The sequence below is a fragment of the Quadrisphaera setariae genome (genome assembly GCF_008041935.1).
GTDB classification, from domain to species: domain Bacteria; phylum Actinomycetota; class Actinomycetes; order Actinomycetales; family Quadrisphaeraceae; genus Quadrisphaera; species Quadrisphaera setariae.
The window spans coordinates 108113-126217 of sequence record NZ_VKAC01000002.1 but is presented as its reverse complement, the minus strand read 5'-3'; the positions used below and the strand labels follow the sequence as shown (position 1 = coordinate 126217).

General features: G+C 74.6%; 16 protein-coding genes. 6 read left to right on the top strand and 10 right to left on the bottom strand.

What is annotated here, in order from left to right; all coding sequences use genetic code 11:
• Positions 1-170 precede the first annotated feature (170 nt).
• A complete protein-coding gene (locus tag FMM08_RS03785; protein ID WP_147925024.1) occupies positions 171-1616 on the bottom strand; it encodes a replication-associated recombination protein A in 1446 nt (481 codons plus the stop codon).
• A 1-nt stretch (position 1617) separates the two neighbouring features.
• Complete coding sequence (locus FMM08_RS03780) at positions 1618-2304, bottom strand: dienelactone hydrolase family protein (RefSeq protein WP_255472007.1); 687 nt, start codon at positions 2302-2304, stop codon at positions 1618-1620.
• A gap of 63 nt (positions 2305-2367) precedes the next feature.
• Between FMM08_RS03780 and FMM08_RS03775 the strand changes: the two genes are divergently transcribed.
• Both FMM08_RS03775 and FMM08_RS03770 read left to right on the top strand, forming a co-directional pair.
• Positions 2368-3822 (top strand): sigma 54-interacting transcriptional regulator, encoded by a 1455-nt coding sequence (locus FMM08_RS03775; RefSeq protein ID WP_147925022.1) that lies wholly within the window; start codon positions 2368-2370, stop codon positions 3820-3822.
• 192 nt (positions 3823-4014) lie between these two features.
• The gene (locus FMM08_RS03770; RefSeq protein ID WP_147925021.1) at positions 4015-6171 is read left to right on the top strand and encodes a vWA domain-containing protein; all 2157 of its coding nucleotides are present in this window, start codon (positions 4015-4017) and stop codon (positions 6169-6171) included.
• An 82-nt stretch (positions 6172-6253) separates the two neighbouring features.
• Here the strand turns inward: FMM08_RS03770 and aspS are convergent, their stop codons facing one another.
• From aspS to FMM08_RS03745, 5 genes are all read right to left on the bottom strand, one after another.
• Positions 6254-8071, bottom strand: a complete 1818-nt coding sequence (aspS, locus tag FMM08_RS03765; RefSeq protein WP_147925020.1) for an aspartate--tRNA ligase — start codon at positions 8069-8071, stop codon at positions 6254-6256.
• A gap of 106 nt (positions 8072-8177) precedes the next feature.
• The gene (locus FMM08_RS03760; protein ID WP_147925019.1) at positions 8178-8909 is read right to left on the bottom strand and encodes an alpha/beta hydrolase family protein; all 732 of its coding nucleotides are present in this window, start codon (positions 8907-8909) and stop codon (positions 8178-8180) included.
• The gene (locus tag FMM08_RS03755; protein ID WP_147925018.1) at positions 8906-9385 is read right to left on the bottom strand and encodes a cupin domain-containing protein; all 480 of its coding nucleotides are present in this window, start codon (positions 9383-9385) and stop codon (positions 8906-8908) included. The genes FMM08_RS03760 and FMM08_RS03755 overlap by 4 nt, the downstream gene beginning before the upstream one ends.
• Positions 9386-9450: 65 nt before the next feature.
• Entirely contained in the window at positions 9451-10128 is a 678-nt protein-coding gene (locus FMM08_RS03750) for a rhomboid-like protein (protein ID WP_222710379.1), read from the bottom strand.
• Between the two features lie 16 nt (positions 10129-10144).
• Entirely contained in the window at positions 10145-11143 is a 999-nt protein-coding gene (locus FMM08_RS03745) for an aldo/keto reductase (protein ID WP_187279555.1), read from the bottom strand.
• A gap of 198 nt (positions 11144-11341) precedes the next feature.
• On the opposite strand from FMM08_RS03745, the gene FMM08_RS03740 reads away from it, so the two are divergent.
• Positions 11342-11728, top strand: coding sequence for a VOC family protein (locus tag FMM08_RS03740; protein WP_187279554.1), 387 nt, complete (start codon positions 11342-11344; stop codon positions 11726-11728).
• 46 nt (positions 11729-11774) lie between these two features.
• Here the strand turns inward: FMM08_RS03740 and FMM08_RS03735 are convergent, their stop codons facing one another.
• Both FMM08_RS03735 and FMM08_RS03730 read right to left on the bottom strand, forming a co-directional pair.
• Entirely contained in the window at positions 11775-13802 is a 2028-nt protein-coding gene (locus FMM08_RS03735; RefSeq protein ID WP_147925014.1) for an ABC transporter ATP-binding protein, read from the bottom strand.
• On the bottom strand, positions 13799-15586 hold the full coding sequence (locus tag FMM08_RS03730; RefSeq protein WP_147925013.1) for an ABC transporter ATP-binding protein: 1788 nt from the start codon (positions 15584-15586) through the stop codon (positions 13799-13801). The genes FMM08_RS03735 and FMM08_RS03730 overlap by 4 nt, the downstream gene beginning before the upstream one ends.
• A 276-nt stretch (positions 15587-15862) precedes the next feature.
• Between FMM08_RS03730 and FMM08_RS03725 the strand changes: the two genes are divergently transcribed.
• Both FMM08_RS03725 and FMM08_RS03720 read left to right on the top strand, forming a co-directional pair.
• Positions 15863-16687, top strand: a complete 825-nt coding sequence (locus tag FMM08_RS03725; protein ID WP_147925012.1) for an MBL fold metallo-hydrolase — start codon at positions 15863-15865, stop codon at positions 16685-16687.
• Between the two features lie 61 nt (positions 16688-16748).
• The gene (locus tag FMM08_RS03720) at positions 16749-17177 is read left to right on the top strand and encodes a DUF1232 domain-containing protein (RefSeq protein WP_147925011.1); all 429 of its coding nucleotides are present in this window, start codon (positions 16749-16751) and stop codon (positions 17175-17177) included.
• Here FMM08_RS03720 and FMM08_RS03715 read toward each other — a convergent pair.
• A complete protein-coding gene (locus tag FMM08_RS03715) occupies positions 17164-17721 on the bottom strand; it encodes an AAA family ATPase (RefSeq protein WP_147925010.1) in 558 nt (185 codons plus the stop codon). The two genes, FMM08_RS03720 and FMM08_RS03715, sit on opposite strands and share 14 nt — an antisense overlap.
• An 89-nt stretch (positions 17722-17810) precedes the next feature.
• Here FMM08_RS03715 and FMM08_RS03710 point away from each other — a divergent pair, with 89 nt between their 5' ends.
• Positions 17811-18020, top strand: coding sequence for an antitoxin (locus FMM08_RS03710; protein WP_147925009.1), 210 nt, complete (start codon positions 17811-17813; stop codon positions 18018-18020).
• Positions 18021-18105 lie beyond the last annotated feature (85 nt).

Sequence of the window (18105 nt, the reverse complement as noted above, 5' to 3'; positions counted from 1 at the left end):
GGTGACTCTCCTCAACGGGGTGGGCACTCGCGGTCGCGACCCCGTGGCGGATCCTCGGGACGACCGGCGAACGACGGCGGCCTCCCAGCGGCCGGCGGCTGCCGGACCGAGGTGACCACGAGGCGCGGGCGCCAGACGGCGCAGCACCAGCAGAGAAGCCTACCGCAGGTCTACCGGCTCCTGAGCAGCGCGCGGATCCGCTGCAGGCGCTCGCCGATGCTGCGCTCCACCCCCCGGTCCGTGGGCCGGTAGTACTCGCGGTCGGCGAGGTCGTCCGGGGCGTACTGCTGCGAGGCGACCGCGTGCGGGGCGTCGTGGGCGTACACGTACCCCTTGCCGTGGCCGATGCGCTGGGCGCCGGCGTAGTGGGCGTCGCGCAGGTGCGCGGGCACCGGCCCCCCTCGGCCGGCGCGGACGTCGGCGACGGCCGCGTCGATCCCCAGGTAGGCGGCGTTGCTCTTGGGCGCCGTGGCCAGGTGGACCACGGCCTGCGCCAGCACGATGCGCGCCTCCGGCATGCCGATGAGCTGCACGGCCTGCGCTGCGGCCACCGCCGTCTGCAGGGCGCTGGGGTCGGCCATGCCGACGTCCTCGCTGGCGGAGATCACCAGGCGCCGGGCCACGAAGCGCGGGTCCTCCCCCGCCTCCAGCATGCGCGCGAGGTAGTGGAGCGCGGCGTCGACGTCGGAGCCGCGCAGGCTCTTGATGAGCGCGCTGGCGACGTCGTAGTGCTGGTCCCCGCCGCGGTCGTACCGCACCGCGGCGATGTCGACGGCTCGCTCCGCCGCCGCCAGGTCCACCCGGGCCGGGCCGTCCGGCTCCGCCTGGCCGTCGGTCCCCTCGTCGTCGTCGGAGGACGGCGACGACGAGGACGCGCGGGCGTCCAGCGCGAGGCCGGCCGCCGCCTCCAGGGCCGTGAGGGCCCGGCGGGCGTCACCCCCGGCCAGCCGGACGAGGTGGGCCAGGGCGTCGTCGTCGAGGACCACCTGGCCGGCCAGACCGCGCTGGTCGGAGACGGCGCGCCGGAGCAGGTCGCGGACGTCGTCGTCGGTGAGCGGCGCCAGGCGCAGCAGCAGGGAGCGGCTGAGCAGCGGCGAGACCACGGAGAAGCTGGGGTTCTCCGTGGTGGCGGCGACCAGCACCACCCAGCGCTCCTCCACGCCGGGCAGCAGGGCGTCCTGCTGGGCCTTGGTGAACCGGTGGATCTCGTCGAGGAAGAGGACGGTCCGGCGGTCGTGGAGGTCGCGGGCGGTCTTGGCGGCGTCGAGCACGCGGCGGACGTCCTTGACGCCGGCGGTGACGGCGCTGAGCTCCTCGAAGCGCCACCCCGTGCCGCGGGCGACCACGTGGGCGAGGGTCGTCTTGCCGGTGCCCGGCGGTCCCCAGAGCAGCACCGAGGCCGGTCCCGCGCGCCCGTCGCCTCCCTCCACCAGGCGGCGCAGCGGCGCGCCAGGGGTGAGCAGGTGCTGCTGACCGGCGACCTCGTCGAGGGTGCGAGGGCGCATCCGGACGGCGAGCGGCGCCCGCACGGAGCGGGCCGTGGGCGCAGCCCCGCGACCGCCGCTGCGCTCGTCGTCGTCGTCCCCGAGGCCGCCGCTGAACAGGTCGGCCGTCATCTCAGCGGACGTGCTCCTTCAGGAAGGCCACCGCGGCGGACCAGGCGGCCTTCGCCGAGGCCTCGTCGTAGGAGGGGCGCTCGTCGTTGACGAAGGCGTGGTCGGCCTCGTAGAAGCGGACGTCGGCCTGCACGCCGGACTGCTCGCGGATCTTCGCGGCGGTCGCCTCGACGGCCTCGCGGCTGATCCGGTCCCGGGTGGCGTAGTGGCCCTGCACCGCGGCGCGCAGACCGGAGTAGTCCGTGGCCCCGACGTCGGGCAGGCCGTAGAACGGGACGGCCGCGCTGACGCGCTCCCCCTGCTGGGCGGCGAGGGTGAGCACGAAGGCGCCGCCCATGCAGAAGCCGACCACGCCCACGGTGCTGGAGGTGACCTCGGGGCGGCCCAGCAGGTGGTCGACGGCGCCGGCGAGGTCGCGGGCGGCGCGGTCCACCGGGAGCTCCTGCATGAGGCGCATCGCCTCGGCGCCGTCGTGGGTGGTGGCGCCGCCGTACAGGTCGGGCGCCAGCGCCACGAACCCCTCGGCGGCGAAGCGCCGGGTCAGGTCGGCGATGTGGCTCGTCAGGCCCCACCACTCCTGGATCACCACGAGACCGGGCCCCGTGCCAGCTCCGTCAGGGCCGGGCAGCTCGAGGTAGCCGTGGGCCGTGCCCTCGCCGCTGGGGAACTCGACGTTCTGCTCGCTCACCCCCACATCCCAGCACGACCCACCGACGGCGCACTCGGGGCGATCCGGACGTAGCGTGAGGTGGTGACTGGGAGTGCGACACCGTCGACGTCCGTCCTGACCCCCTTCCCCGACGACCTGCCCACCACCCTGGGAGCCCTGCGCAGCAGCGGGCTCCCCCAGGCGGAGCCCCGCTCGGTCAAGGCCGAGCTGCGCGACAACCTCCTGGCGCGCATGCGCGCCGGCGAGCCCCGCTTCCCCGGCGTCGTCGGCTTCGACGACACCGTGCTGCCCGAGGTCGAGCGGGCCCTGCTCGCCGGGCACGACCTCGTGCTCCTCGGCGAGCGCGGCCAGGGCAAGACCCGCCTGATCCGCTCCCTCGTGGCGCTGCTCGACGAGTGGACGCCCGTCATCGAGGGCTCCGAGCTGGGCGAGCACCCGCTCGAGCCGATCACGCCGGCCTCGGCCCGCCGGGCGCGCGAGCTGGGTGACGACCTGCCGGTCACCTGGCGGCACCGCTCCGAGCGGTACGCGGAGAAGCTGGCCACCCCGGACACGTCCGTCGGCGACCTCATCGGCGACGTCGACCCGGTCCGCATCGCCGAGGGCCGCACCCTGGGCGACCCCGAGACGATCCACTTCGGGCTCGTGCCGCGCACGCACCGCGGGATCTTCGCCGTCAACGAGCTGCCCGACCTCGCCGAGCGCATCCAGGTCTCGCTGCTCAACGTGCTCGAGGAGCGTGACGTGCAGGTCCGCGGCTACACGCTGCGGCTGCCGCTGGACGTCCTCGTCGTGGCCAGCGCCAACCCCGAGGACTACACCAACCGCGGTCGGATCATCACGCCGCTCAAGGACCGGTTCGGGGCCGAGGTGCGCACGCACTACCCCCTCGACGTCGACCTCGAGGTCGAGCTCGTGGCGCAGGAGGCCCGGCTCGTGGCCGACGTGCCGCGCCACCTGCTCGAGGTGGTGGCCCGTTTCACGCGGGCGGTGCGCGAGTCGCCCGCTGTCGACGCGCGCTCGGGCGTCTCGGCGCGCTTCGCCGTGGCCGCCGCCGAGACGCTGTCGGGCGCGGCGCTGCGGCGCGCGGCGCTCACGGGCGACGAACCCGTGGCACGCGTCGGGGACGCCTACGGCGTGGTGCCGACGCTGCGCGGCAAGGTCGAGTTCGAGTCCGGCGAGGAGGGTCGCGAGGAGGAGGTGCTCGTCCACCTGCTCCGCACAGCCGTGGCGGAGGTCTTCCGGGCCCGCCTCGGCGGCGCCGACCTGTCGGGCTTCACGTCGCTGGTCTCCGAGGGCGGCACGGTCTTCACGGGTGAGCTGGTGAGCAGCTCCGAGCTGCTCTCGCAGGTCGGCCGCGTCGACGGCCTGGCCAAGGTGCTCTCCCGGCTCGACCTGCCGGAGGCCCCGACGCCGGGCCAGGCGGCCTCAGGGGTGGAGATGGTCCTCGAGGGCCTGCACCTGACGCGGCGGCTGGCCAAGGACGTCGAGGCCAGCAGCGACGGCCACGGCGACCGCGCCGTCTACGGCGGCTGAAGACCCTCACGACGACGACGCGCGGCGCCGGTCCGGCGGCTGCGCCCGCACCGGATGCACGTCCGGGACCTTGCAGAGTCGGCCCTGACTCTCAGGTCCTCGTTCACGACAGAGAGTCAGGGCCAACTCTGGAAGCACTCCCACCCCGACCGGCCGGGCTGGCGAGGTGGGCGCACGAGGGAGGGCAGCGCGATGAGCAGGGCCTACCGGTACGGCGCGTGGGACGGCGGTGCGGACCCGCTCGCCCCTCCGTACGACGTCCGCGCCGCCGTCGACGCGATCGGCCGCGACGTCATGCAGGGCCGGTCGCTGCAGGAGGCTCTGCGCGACCTGCTGCGGAACGGGCTGGAGGACGAGCGCGGGAGGCGTGAGGGCCTCGATGCGCTGCGGGAGCGCGTGCGGAGGCGGCGCGAGCAGCTGCGGGCCTCCGGTGACCTCTCGGGGTCGCTGCAGCAGGCGCGGGAGAAGCTCGAGCGGGCGCTGACCACCGAGCGCGCGGCGCTGGACCAGAAGGCCGCCGCGGCGGCCGAGCGGCAGTCGGCCGGTGACGACGCGGCCGGCGCTGGCGGGGCGGATGGCGGGGACGGGGCCGACGGTGCGGCGAGCGCGTCGGCCGACGCGATGGAGGCGCAGCTGGCGCACGCCCAGCTGGACGCGCTGCCGCGGCGCACGGCCGCGGCGGTGCGGGAGCTCGCTGACTACGACTGGACCTCTCCCGCCGCGAAGCAGACGTACGAGGAGCTCCTCGACGACCTGCGCCAGCAGGCGCTGCGCGCGCAGATCCCCGGGCTCGGCCAGACCGGCCAGCAGGGCCAGGGCGGCGAGGGCGGTCAGCAGGGCCAGTCGATGGAGGGCGTGAAGGAGCTCCTCGGAGACCTCAACGCCCTGCTCGCCGCGCACGAGCGCGGCGAGGACACCACCGAGCAGTTCGCCGAGTTCATGGCCAAGCACGGCGAGGCGTTCCCCGAGGACCCCCGTGACGTCGACGAGCTGCTCGACGCCCTGGCGCAGCGGGCCGCCGCCATGCAGCGGCTCATGCGGTCGCTGTCCAAGGAGGAGCGCAGCCAGCTGCAGCAGCTCATGGCGCAGGCCATGGCCGACGCCGGCCTGGAGGCGGAGGTCAGCGCGCTCAACCAGCACCTGCAGGACCTGCGCCCCGGCGCCTTCGTGCGCGGGCGGGGACGGGAGTCGTTCAACGGCTCCCAGCCCCTCGGGATGGACGACGCCACGGGCGCGCTGGCCGAGCTCGCGGACCTGGACGACCTGGACGACCAGCTCGCCATGGACGGCCCCGGCCAGGGTCTGGACGACGTCGATGTCGAGGCGGTCGAGCGCCAACTGGGCACCGGCGCCGCCAACCAGCTGCGCCGCCTCGCCGAGCTGGAGCGCGAGCTCAAGCGGCAGGGCTGGCTGACCGGCCCGGCGAGCCAGCTGCAGCTGTCCCCCAAGGCGCTGCGCCGGCTCGGCCAGACCGCGCTGCGCCGGGTCTTCGCCGACCTCGAGTCGTCTCGGAGGGGCTCGCACGACGAGCGCTCCGCTGGCGCGGCCGGCGAGGCCACCGGCACCTGGCGGGAGTGGCAGTTCGGTGACGAGCAGCCGCTCGACGCCGTCGCCACGGTGCGCCGGGCCGTGATGCGCTCCGCGGCGACGCGCTCGCCGTCGTCGTCCTCAGACAGGCGAGGGGTGCGGCTGCTCCCGGAGGACTTCGCGGTGGCCGAGACCGAGCGGCGCTCCAGCGCGGCGGTGGCGCTGTGCGTGGACCTGTCGTGGTCGATGTACGCCGAGGACCGCTGGGCGCCGATGAAGCAGACGGCCATGGCGCTGGCCCACCTCGTGGCGACGCAGCACCCGAGCGACGCGTTCGAGATCATCGGGTTCGACAGGACGGCGCGGACGATGTCCACCGCCGAGCTGGCCGCCGTCGAGCCGGCGTGGATCCAGGGCACCAACCTGCAGCACGCCCTGGCGCTCGCGCGCCGCCACGTGGGAAGGCACCCGGACGCGCAGCCGGTCGTCCTGGTGGTCACCGACGGTGAGCCCACGGCCCACCTCGACGACGACGGCGAGGCGTGGTTCGACTGGCCGACGTCCCCGGAGACGCTGCGCCGGACGATCGGCGAGGTGGACGCCATGACGCGCTCGCGCGTGGCGATCAACACGTTCCTGCTGGGCGAGGACCCGGGCCTGCGGCGCTTCGCCGACGCGATGGCTCGGCGCAACGGCGGGCGGGTGTTCGCGCCGTCGCTGGACCGCCTCGGGGAGTTCGTGGTGTCCGACTACCTGCGCGCCCGCAACGGCGGCTCCGGCAGCCGGTCGAGCGGAGCCCCGCGAGGCCGCCGCGCCTCCTGAGAACCGCATCCCCCTCCGTGATCATGGGCGTTGTGCACGCACCTGCGCACAACGCCCATGATCACGGACGGAGGAGCGAGGGTCAGGCGGGCTTGGGCGCCGGCTCGGGCTTCTTCGGCGGGCCGTCGATGCCGGCCTCGGCGCGCTGCGCCGGGGTGATCGGCGCCGGGGCCGCGGTCAGCGGGTCGTAGCCGCCGCCCGACTTCGGGAAGGCGATGACCTCGCGGATCGAGTCCGACCGGGTCAGCAGCGCCACGATGCGGTCCCACCCGAAGGCGATGCCGCCGTGCGGCGGGGCGCCGTAGCCGAACGCGTCGAGGAGGAAGCCGAACTTCTCCTGCGCGTCCTCCGGGGAGATGCCCATGACGCGGAAGACGCGCTCCTGGACGTCGCGGCGGTGGATGCGGATGCTGCCGCCGCCGATCTCGTTGCCGTTGCAGACGATGTCGTAGGCGTAGGCCAGCGCCTCCCCCGGCGCCTCGGGCGAGCTGTCGAAGCTGTCGAGGTGCTCCGGCTTCGGAGAGGTGAACGCGTGGTGCACCGCCGTCCACTTCCCCGCGCCGACGGCGACGTCACCGGCGGCCACCGCAGCCTCGGCGGGCTCGAACAGCGGCGCGTCCACCACCCACACGAAGGCCCAGTGCGACTCGTCGATGAGCCCGCAGCGCTTGCCGATCTCCAGGCGGGTGGCCCCGAGGAGCGACCGCGCGCCCGACGCCGCACCGGCGGCGAAGAAGATGCAGTCACCGGGGACGGCGCCGACCTTGGCGGCCAGGCCCGCGCGCTCGGTCTCCGACAGGTTCTTGGCCACCGGGCCGGACAGCTCGCCGTCCTGGCCCACCAGCACGTACGCCAGGCCGCGGTGCCCGCGCTGCTTGGCGAACTCCTGCCACGCGTCCAGCTGCTTGCGCGGCTGCGACGCCCCGCCCGGCATGACCACGGCCCCGACGTACGGCGCCTGGAAGACGCGGAACGTGGTGTCGGCGAAGTAGGAGGTGACGTCGACCAGCTCCACGCCGAAGCGCAGGTCGGGCTTGTCGGAGCCGTAGCGGGCCATCGCGTCGCGGTAGGTCATCCGCGGGATCGGCAGGTCGAGGGTGTACCCGATGAGCGACCACAGGCCGACGAGCACCTTCTCGGCCAGGGCGATGACGTCGTCCTGCTCGACGAAGGCCATCTCCACGTCGAGCTGGGTGAACTCCGGCTGGCGGTCGGCGCGGAAGTCCTCGTCGCGGTAGCAGCGGGCGATCTGGAAGTACCTCTCCACCCCGGCCACCATGAGCAGCTGCTTGAACAGCTGTGGGCTCTGCGGCAGTGCGTACCAGGAGCCGGGCGCGAGGCGGGCGGGCACGAGGAAGTCGCGGGCGCCCTCGGGGGTGGAGCGCGTCAGGGTGGGCGTCTCGACCTCGGTGAACCCGTCGGCCAGGAGCACGTCGCGGGCCACGCGGTTGGCCTCGCTGCGCAGCTTCAGCGCGGCGGCGGGGGCCGGGCGGCGCAGGTCGAGGTAGCGGTGGCGCAGGCGCACCTCCTCACCGGGGGCGTTCACCTGCTCGCCGGCGGCCTCGATGGGGAACGGCAGCGGCGCGGCCTCGTTGAGGACGGTCAGCGCCTCGGCCACCACCTCGACGTCGCCGGTGGGCAGCGCGGGGTTCTCATTGCCGACCGGGCGCAGGCGCACGGCGCCGGTGACCTGGACGACGAACTCGCTGCGCAGCGCGTGCGCGCCGGAGGACTCCAGCAGCTCGTCGCGGACCACGACCTGCACCACGCCGGAGGCGTCCCGCAGGTCGAGGAAGGCCACGCCGCCGTGGTCTCGGCGGCGGCCCACCCACCCGGCGAGGGTGACCTGCTCGCCGTCGTGAGCGGCGCGCAGGGTTCCTGCGGAGTGGCTGCGGAGCACGCGGTGTACCGACCTTCCAGTCTCGGGAGTCGCTCGGAGCAGAGCGCGGTCGAGCCTAGTCGCCGCCGACGGGCCTCGTCAGGAGCGGACCACCGCGGCCCTGACCTCACCGCGGCCGAGGGAGGGTGCGGTCCAGCCAGGCGTGGACGCCAGGCCAGTGCGGAGCGGCCGGGTCGATGAGGGCCATGTGGTCCAGCGAGGCCGGCTCCACCAGCTCGACGGGAGCCCCGTCGGCGCTGGCCGCCGCGGCGTACTCGCGGCTGTGCTCCACCGGCACCCGGGCGTCGTCGGTGCCGTGGACGACGAGCACGGGGCACGCTGGCCACGGCCGCTGCCGTGGTGAGGCCGCGCGGTACGCCGCGGGGTCGGCCTCCGGCGAGGTGCCCATGAGCTCCGCCACCGCCCCGTTCCCGATGCCCTCGGCGTACCCACGGACAAGGTCGGTCACCGGTGCGAGGGCGACGACGGCACGGGCCACCCCGGAGTGCACGAGCGCCAGGTGGCCCCCGGCGGAGTGCCCGACGAGCACCACGGGACCACGCCCGCTGCCGGCGTCGTCGTCCTGCCGGTCCAGCGCGGCCAGCGCGGCGGCGACGTCGTCGGAGGTGGCGGGCCACCCCCCTCCCGACCCGATCCGCCGGTACTCCGGCACCGCGACCCGCCAGCCGCCCTCCGTGAACGCCGGCACCAGGGGGTGCATGAGGTCCGCGGCCCACGGAGTGCGCCAGTAGCCGCCGTGCACGAGCACCGCGGTGCCCCGCGAGCGCTCCCCTGGGGCGGCCGACCAGACCTGGACCTCCTGCTGCGGGTCGTCCCCGTAGCGGACCAGCACCGTCACGCGCCCTCGACCGCGCCCGGGGGCAGGAAGTCGACGTCGTGCGCGGTGGACAGGCGCACCACCTCCGCGGGGTCGTCGAGCTGGTGCAGCACCGAGAACAGCTGGGCCAGGCGCCCCGCGGGCGTCACCCAGAACAGCGACGTCGCGGGCTCCTCGCGGCGGTTGTAGTAGGCGTGGGGCAGGCCCTTCGGCATCCGGACCAGGTCGCCGGGGCCGGCCTGCGTCCACCCGCCGTCGAGGTAGAGCGTGTAAACGCCGTCGAGCACGTAGATGAACTCGTCCTGGCCGGGGTGCACGTGCGGCGGCACCCCCGTCGAGGGCGGGTCGAAGGAGTGCCAGGCGTAGGTCTGCTCGCTCTCCACCTTGGTGGTGTAGGTGTGGCCGAGCACCGACCAGGTGCGGTGGCCGAACGCCTCGTCGGAGCGGGTGATGCCGGCGGGCAGGCCCCCGGTGACGATCTCCTCGAACTGGGTCACGAACGGCTCCTCGTAGGTCTGCGGGTCCGCGTGGGCGGCACGACCCAGCGTGGCCGCCGGGGCGGTCAGGGGGAAGGGGTGGAGGGGCTCCTCCTGGCCTGCACGGCCACCGCGGCCAGTCCGAGCCCCGTGGCGAAGGCCAGCAGGTGTCCCGCGTTGGTGAAGTCGGTGTCGACGCTGATGAGCACCACGAGCGCCACGAGGCCGCCGACCACGTACGCCCACCGCCACCGCCGCGGCAGCGCCGCCGCGAGCAGACCGGCCATCCCCGCTAGCGCGTAGCTGACGCCAACGTCTGGCGCAGTGGTGACGCTGTGCGGCACGAAGCCCCGGCGGACGCCTGCGGCGACGAACGTCGCCACGACGAGCGTGGCGCCGACGTGCCCGAACAGCGCCGCCACGACGGTTGAGAGCCGGCCGATCCTGCGGCTGCACACCGTCATCACCACCACCAGCGGCAGCAGGAGCAGCACCTCGGCGAAGTCTCGGACCACGAAGGCGCTGAGCAGCAGCACGGCCGCCGGCGCGTGGCGCAGGTTCTCGATGTTGGTGCTGGCCGACAGCACGGCCCGCTGGTGGACGTCCTCCGGGAGGACCGCCAGGACGATCGCAACCAGGAGCACCAGCGCCGCGTACGCGAGCGCCAGCCCACCGCCGCGTGCCCAGCCCGGCCACCAGCGCCGGGGCGCGCCCGCAGACCGGTCCGGGGGTGTGAGCCCCGGACCGGTCCAGGGCGCGCCCACGGTGCTCACGCTCCGGTCACCAGCTGGTGTGGACGTGCTCGCGGATGCGCTCGTCGTAGATGCGCTCGAGGGCGGCCAGCACGTCGTCGCCCAGCGGGGCCACCGACGCGGCCGCGGCGTTGCCGCGGGCCTGCTCGCCGTTGCGGGCTCCGGGGATGGCGGCGGTCACGCCGGTCTGGTCGAGGATCCACCGCAGCGCGAGCTGCGCGGTGGTGACGCCCTCGCCGGACTGGGACGCGAGCGCCGCCACCTCGCGGGCAGCCGCCACGCCGACCTCGTAGGGCACGCCGGAGAACGTCTCGCCCTTGTCGAACTGCTCGCCGTTGCGGTTGAAGCTCCGGTGGTCGTCCTCGCCGAACTGCGTGCTCTCGTCGTACTTGCCCGTCAGCAGCCCCGACGCCAGCGGCACGCGCGCGAGGATCCCCACGCCGGCCTCGGCCGCGGCCGGCAGCACCCGCTCCAGCGGCTTGCGGCGGAACGCGTTGAGGATGATCTGCACGCTCGCCACACCGGGACGGGCGATGGCGGTCAGCGCCTCCTCGACGGTCTCCACCGAGACGCCGTACGCGGCGATGGCGCCGTCTGCCACGAGCTCGTCGAGCGCGTCGAAGGCGGCGTCGTCCGAGAACACCGGCGTCGGCGGGCAGTGCAGCTGGACGAGGTCGAGGCGGTCCACGCCGAGGTTCTCGCGCGACCGGTCCGTCCACGCGCGGAAGTTCTCCGCCGTGTAGGCCGCGGGCTCGTGCGGGTCAGCGCGGCGGCCGCACTTGGTGGCCACGAACGGCCTGTCGGCCTCGGGCAGCTCGCGCAGGAACCGCCCGATGAGCTGCTCGCTGCGGCCGTCGCCGTACACGTCGGCGGTGTCGAACAGGGTGGTGCCGCTCTCCAGCGCCGCGTGCAGCGTGGCGGTGGCGTCGGCGTCGCTCACGTCGCCCCAGCCGCCACCGATCTGCCAGCACCCCAGCCCGATCACGCTGACCTGCGCACCGGTGCGCCCGAGCGTCCTCGTCTCCATCTCCGTCATGCTCCGCACGCTACGTGCCGCTCGCTGTGAGCGCTCTCAGAGGACCCTGGGACGACGACAGCCCGCCCCCTCCCGACGATCCTGCAGCTCCGCGCCACCTCCCCCGGTGGGCCACCACCGACCGTGATCACGGGCGTCCGCCACCCGCTGACGGCACGGGACCTGCGTGCCAGGGTGGGGGTCGTGGACATGAAGCTCGAGCTGGTGCCGCTGCCCGTCTCCGACGTCGATGCGGCCAAGGCCTTCTACGCCGACCGCCTCGGCTTCACGGTCGACGTCGACGTCGCCCCCGCGCCCGGCATCCGCGTGGTGCAGGTGACCCCTCCGGGCTCGGGGTGCTCGATCGGCTTCGGCACGGGGCTGCCCGTCTACGGCGGGACACCCGGCTCGGTGCGCGGGCTGCACCTCGTGGTCGCTGACATCGAGGCCGCCCGCACCGAGCTCCTGGGCCGGGGCGTGGAGGTCGGCGAGGTCACCGACGCCGGCGGCGGGGTGCTGTACGCGGGCCTGCAGGACCCGGACGGCAACTCCCTCGTGCTCCAGCAGATGCCCTGGCGCACCGGCGACGCCTTCTGAGCCGCCGCGCTCGCCGTCCGTCGTCCTCCAGCGGTGCCGGCCGGACTCAGCGGGCGGCGGGCGCAGCGACCTCGTCGACGGGGGCGGCGAACTGCGCCTCGTACAGGCGCGCGTACGCACCGCCCGCGGCCAGCAGCTCGGCGTGCGTGCCCTGCTCGACCAGGCGGCCCGACTCCATGACGAGGATGAGGTCGGCGTCGCGGATGGTCGACAGGCGGTGGGCGATGACGAACGCCGTCCTGTCGCGCCGCAGCTCCGCCATCGCCCGCTGCACGAGCAGCTCGGTCCGGGTGTCCACCGAGCTGGTGGCCTCGTCGAGGATGAGCAGCTTGGGCCGGCGCAGGAACGCCCGCGCGATGGTCAGCAGCTGCCGCTCCCCCGCGGAGAGGTTGGAGGCCTCGTCGTCGATGACGGTGTCGTAGCCGTCGGGCAGCGACCTCACGAACCGGTCCGCGAGCGCGTCGCGGGCGGCCTGCTCGACCTCGGCCTCGGTGGCGTCGGGGCGGCCGTAGCGGATGTTGTCGCGGATGGTGCCGCCGAACAGCCACGTGTCCTGCAGGACCATGCCGGTGGCGGCGCGCAGGGCGGCCCGGGGCAGCTCGCGGACGTCCGCGCCGTCCAGCAGGATCCGGCCGCCGTCCACCTCGTAGAACCTCATGATCAGGTTGACCAGCGTGGTCTTGCCGGCGCCCGTGGGGCCGACGATGGCGACCGTGTGGCCCGGCTCGGCGACCAGCGACAGGTCCTCGATGAGGGGCTTGGAGGGGTCGTAGCTGAAGGAGACGCGCTCGAACTCCAGCCGCCCCGGTCCGTCGACCGCGGCCTCGGCAGACGCTGCGGAGTCCGGGGTCTGCTCGTCGACGTCGAGCAGCTCGAAGACGCGCTCGGCGCTGGCCACGCCCGACTGCAGGAGGTTGGCCATCGAGCCGAGCTGGGCCAGCGGCTGCGTGAACTGGCGGGAGTACTGGACGAACGCCTGGACGTCACCGATGCGCATCTGCCCGCCGGCCACCATGAGCCCGCCGACCACGGCGATGCCCACGTAGACGAGGTTCCCCACGAAGGTCAGCGCGGGCATGATCAGCCCGGACACGAACTGCGCGCCGAACGCGGCGGCGTGCAGCTGGCCGTTGGTCACCGCGAAGCGGTCCGCCACCTCCCGGCGGCGCCCGAAGACCTTGACCAGCGCGTGGCCGGTGTAGGCCTCCTCCACCTGCGCGTTCAGCTCGCCGGTCCGCGCCCACTGGGCGACGAAGAGCTTCTGGGACCGCTTGGCGATCAGCCCCGTGACCACCACCGTCAGGGGGATGGTCACCAGCGCCACGAGCGCGAGCACCGGCGAGATCCACACCATCATCACGACGACGCCGACCACCGTCAGCAACGACGTGACCAGCTGGCTGAGGGTCTGCTGGACGGTCTGGGAGATGTTGTCGATGTCGTTCGTGACGCGGCTGAGCAGCTCGCCGCGGGGCGTGCGGTCGAGGTGCGACAGCGGCAGCGCGTTGATCTTGCGCTCGACGTCCTCCCGGAGCCGGTAGACGGTGCGCTGGGTGACGCCGGCGAGCACGTACCCCTGCAGCCAGCCCAGCAGGCTCGAGGCCGCGTAGAGGGCGAGCACGAGGGTCAGCAGCGCGCCCAGCGCCCCGAAGTCCACGCTCTGGCCGGGGGTGAAGTCGACCGTGCGCAGGAAGTCGGCCTGCGAGCTCTGCCCCGCCGCCCGCAGCTGGGCGAGCACGGCGTCGCGGGTGGTCCCGGCGGGGAACTGCGCGCCCACGGCACCGGCCACCACGAGGTCGGTGGCGCGGCCGAGGAGCTTCGGACCCGCCACCGCGAGGGCCACCGAGGCCGTTCCCACGACGACGACGAGCGCGATCCAGGCCCGCTCCGGCCGCAGGCGGCCGAGGAGGCGCCGGGCGCTGGGCCAGAAGTCCTTGGACTTCTCTGCGGGCATCGCCATGCCCATCATGCCGCCGCCGCCCATGGGCCCGCGGCGCGGTCCGGGACCCCCCGGGCCCCCGGGTCCGCCGGGGCGCTGGCCGGGGATCGGGCGGGCGGGCGTCGAGGAGGTCATGCCACGGCCCCCGTCGCACCGGCGGTGTCCGCCGCGTCGGCGGCCGAGAGCTGGCTCGTCACGATCTCCTGGTACTCCGGCGAGGTCTGCAGCAGCTCGGCGTGCGTGCCGCGGGCGACCACCCTGCCGTGCTCGAGGACGAGGATCTGGTCGGCGGAGACCACCGTCGCCACGCGCTGCGCCACCACCACGCGGGTGGCGTCGCGGATCCCCTCGGCGGTGTCGAGGGCGGCGCGCAGGCGGGCGTCGGTGGCGGTGTCGAGGGCGCTGAAGGCGTCGTCGAAGACGTAGACCGCGGACCGCTTCACCAGCGCCCGGGCGATGGCGAGCCGCTGGCGCTGTCCACCGGAGACGCTCGTGCCGCCCTGGGTGACCGGCGCCTCGAGCTGCCCGGGCAGCTCCCGCACGAAATCGGCCGCCTGCGCGACCTCCAGGGCCTGCCACAGCTCGGCGTCGGTGGCGTCGGGGCGGCCGAAGCGCAGGTTGGAGGCGACGGTGCCGGCGAAGAGCAGCGCGCGCTGCGGCACCAGGCCGATGCGGTCCCACAGCACGTCGGGGTCGAGCCGGCGCACGTCCACCCCGTCGAGGAGCACCTGGCCGCCGGTGACGTCGAACAGGCGGGGCAGCAGGTTGACCAGCGTCGTCTTGCCGCCTCCGGTGGACCCGACCACCGCCGTCGTCGTCCCCGGAGCGGCCGTGAAGGTGATGTCGCGCAGCACCGGCTCCTCGGCGCCGGGGTAGGCGAACGTGGCGCCGCGCAGCTCCACGGTGCCGCGCAGCGCCGGGTCGAGGTCCGCCTCGTGGACGGCCTCGGCGGCGGCGGGCGGCACCACGGACGGCTCGGCCTCGAGCACCTCACCGATGCGGTCGGCGGAGACGGCGGCGCGCGGCAGGAGGAACGCCAGCATCGTCGTCATCATCACGGCCATGAGGATCTGCACGAGGTAGGAGATGAACGCCGTCAGCTGGCCGATCTGCAGGTCTCCGTCAGCGATGCGGTAGGCGCCCAGCCACACGACGGCCACGGTGGAGGCGTTCATGACGAGCATCACCGTGGGGAACATCAGCGCCATGAGCCGCCCGGCCCGCAGGGCGGTCTGCGTCAGGTCGGTGCTGGCAGCGGCGAAGCGGGCCTCCTCCACGGGCTCGCGGACGAAGGCGCGGACCACGCGGACCCCGGTGAGCTGCTCGCGCAGCACCCGGTTCACGCCGTCCAGGCGGACCTGCATGAGCCGGAACTGCGGCACCATCCGCACGACGATCGCGCCGACCGCCCCCAGCAGCACGGGGACGGCGACGACGAGCACCCACGCCATGCCGACGTCCTGGTGGAGCGCGAGCGCCACCCCGCCGACGGCGGTGATGGGGCTGGTGACGAGCAGCGTCGCGCCCATGAGCACGAGCATCTGCACCTGCTGCACGTCGTTGGTGGTGCGGGTGATGAGGCTGGCTGCACCGAAGCGGCCGACCTCGCGCTCGGACAGGGCCGCCACGTGCCCGAAGACCGCGGCGCGGACGTCGCGCCCGAAGCCCATGGCCGTCTTGGCGCCGAAGTACACGGCGATGACGGTGGCCGCCACCTGCCCGAGCGTCACCAGGAGCATCCACAGCCCCGTGACCAGCACGTACTGCGTGTCTCCGGTGACGACGCCCTGGTCGATGATGTCGGCGTTGAGCGTGGGCAGGTACAGCGACGCGAGGGTCTGCAGGGTCTGGAAGACGACGACGCCCGCCAGCAGGGACCAGTAGGGGCGCAGGTAGCGCCTGAGCAGCCGAAGGAGCACGCAGCCCACCTCCCGACGTCGGGGACGGCTCCAGCACCCAGCAGCTCGTTGCCCCGGCGAACGAGGTTAGGACCCACCGCCGACAGCCGCCAGGACTTTCCGCTGAGGGCGATCCCCACCCCACCGTGATCATGGGCGCTGTGCGCACCGCAGTGCCAGGTCCTCGGCTCCCGGGATCGCGGCCACGACACGGCGGCGCCGGCGGCCTAGCCTCGTCGTGACGGCGCGGTCTGGAGCCCTGCGGACCCCGCGCCGCTGCCGGCAGGAGCGACCCCCGTGACGCCCGACGAGCCCGCCACCGCCACCTTCATCGGCAACGCCACCGTGCTGCTGCGCTGGGGACCGTTCACGCTGCTCACCGATCCGAACTTCCTGCACCGCGGTGACCTGGCGTGGCTCGGACACGGCCTGGTGAGCCGGCGCCTCACCGAGCCGGCGCTCACCGTCGACCAGCTGCCCGACCTCGACGCCGTCCTCCTCTCCCACCTCCACGGCGACCACTGGGACCGCGTCGCCCGCCGCGGCCTCGACCGCGGGCTGCCGATCATCACCACCCCGCACGCGGCGCGCCGGCTCCAGGGCCGCGCGGGCTTCCGCCGCGCCGACGGGCTCCGCACCGGCGAGCACCGGGTGCTCACCCGCGAGCGCTGCACCGCGACCGTGACGTCGCTGCCCGGCGCCCACGCCACCGGCCCGCTGAGGAGGCTGCTGCCGCCGGTCATGGGGTCGCTCGTCGACCTCGCGGGCCCCGACGGGCGGACCCGTGCCAGGGTCTACATCACCGGCGACACCCTCCTCGTCGACGCCGTGCGCGCCCTCGCCGCGCGGCTGCGGGACGGCGACGGCGTCGACGCGGCGCTCGTGCACCTCGGCGGCACCACGCTGCCCGGCAGCGCCGTGGTGACCCTGGGCGCCGAGGACGGCGCGGAGCTGGTCGACCTGGTGCGCCCGCGCGCCGTCGTGCCCGTCCACCACAGCGACTACGGGGTGTTCAGGTCTCCGCTGGCCGCCTTCGACGCGGCGGTGGAGCGGCGCGGCCTGCAGCACCTCGTGCGCCACGTGGCCCCCGGCGAGACCGTGACGCTCCCCTCCCGCGGGTAGCAGCGGCGGGACGGACCCGCCCAGCCGTGGTCGGGGCGCGCGGGTGGCTACGGTCGACGGCGTGGACCTCGACGGCCCCTGGGGGACGGCGCTCGCGGTGGCCGGTGGGCTGGTCGTCGCGCTGCTCGTGTGCTGGCTGCTGCTGCTCGCCGTCCTCTGGCGGGTCTCGACGGGGCGGACCACCTGGCGCGAGGCGCTGCGGCTCCTGCCCGACCTCCTGCGCCTGGTCCGCCGCCTCGCCGCCGACCGCTCCCTGCCCCGCGGCGTCCGCGTGCGCCTGTGGCTGCTGCTCGGCTACCTGGCGCTGCCGGTCGACCTCGTGCCCGACGTCCTGCCGGTCATCGGCTGGGCGGACGACGTCATCGCCGTCGTCCTGGTGCTCCGCTCGGTGGTGCGCCGCGCGGGGCCGCAGGCCCTGGAGCGGCACTGGCCGGGCACGCCCGAGGGCCTGGCGGCCGTCCGCTGGGTGTGCGGTCTCACCGTCCCCTGACCAGCAGGTCCCCTGCCAGCCAGCGCTGCCGCACCAGCGCGGCCACAGCCGCGACGCCCTCCGGCGGGTCGCGCAGCACCTGCCGGTCCGGCAGCCCGCCGACCGCTGCCGAGAAGTCCTCGTGCATGCGCGTCGTCGCCACCTGGTCGGTGAAGCCGTGCCCGGTCCGCGCCGCCACCTGGCGGGAGGTCCGCTCGAGGTCGGGCAGCAGGACGACGACGTGGAGCTCGCCCGGCACGCGCAGCCCCTGGCCCGAGGCCGCACCCGCGAAGGCCGGGAGGAACCACGGCCCCACGACGCCGTCGTAGACCACGGGGCACCCGCCGGCGGCGAGGGCCCCCGCCGCGGCGGCCGCGGCCGTGATGACGGCGGTGTTCTGCTCGGCGGCCTCGGGCAGCCAGGGAGCCACCGCGCCGCGCTTCCAGAAGGCGAAGAAGGCGTCCCCCGGCACGAGCGCCCCGACGTCCAGCCCCTCGACCAGCAGTGACGCGACGGTGCTCTTGCCCGCCCCGGGCGGCCCGCTGACCACGAGGAGGTCTGCCACGACGGGCAGCCTGCCGCACGGGAGGCGAGATCGACGAGGCGGTCGTAGCGTCGAGCCCGCACGACGGACCGAGAGATGAGGAGGAGACCGTGGTGGACTTCAAGGGCCTCGCGGACAAGGCCAAGGACCTCGCCGGCAAGCACCCCGACCAGGCGGACCAGGTCGTCGAGAGGGGCGGAGACGCCGTCGACGCCCGCACCGGCGGCAAGTACGCCGACAAGGTCGACGTCGGCCAGGAGAAGGCGAACGCCTTCCTCGACGGCCAGGGCGACGCGCGCGGTGGCGAACCCCGCCAGTGACGCGGCAGGGGGCGCGCAGGACCTGGTCCTGCGCGCCCCCTCGTCCGTCCACCACCAGCACCGCCTGCGCCGTCAGCACCGACCG

Excerpts from the sequence above, each read along its gene's own strand:
- FMM08_RS03745 (WP_187279555.1), bottom strand. The coding sequence starts at position 11,143 with ATGGAGACGAGGACGCTCGGGCGCACCGGTGCGCAGGTCAGCGTGATC.
- FMM08_RS03740 (WP_187279554.1), top strand. The coding sequence starts at position 11,342 with ATGAAGCTCGAGCTGGTGCCGCTGCCCGTCTCCGACGTCGATGCGGCC.
- FMM08_RS03785 (WP_147925024.1), bottom strand. The coding sequence starts at position 1,616 with ATGACGGCCGACCTGTTCAGCGGCGGCCTCGGGGACGACGACGACGAG.
- FMM08_RS03735 (WP_147925014.1), bottom strand. The coding sequence starts at position 13,802 with ATGACCTCCTCGACGCCCGCCCGCCCGATCCCCGGCCAGCGCCCCGGC.
- FMM08_RS03770 (WP_147925021.1), top strand. The coding sequence starts at position 4,015 with ATGAGCAGGGCCTACCGGTACGGCGCGTGGGACGGCGGTGCGGACCCG.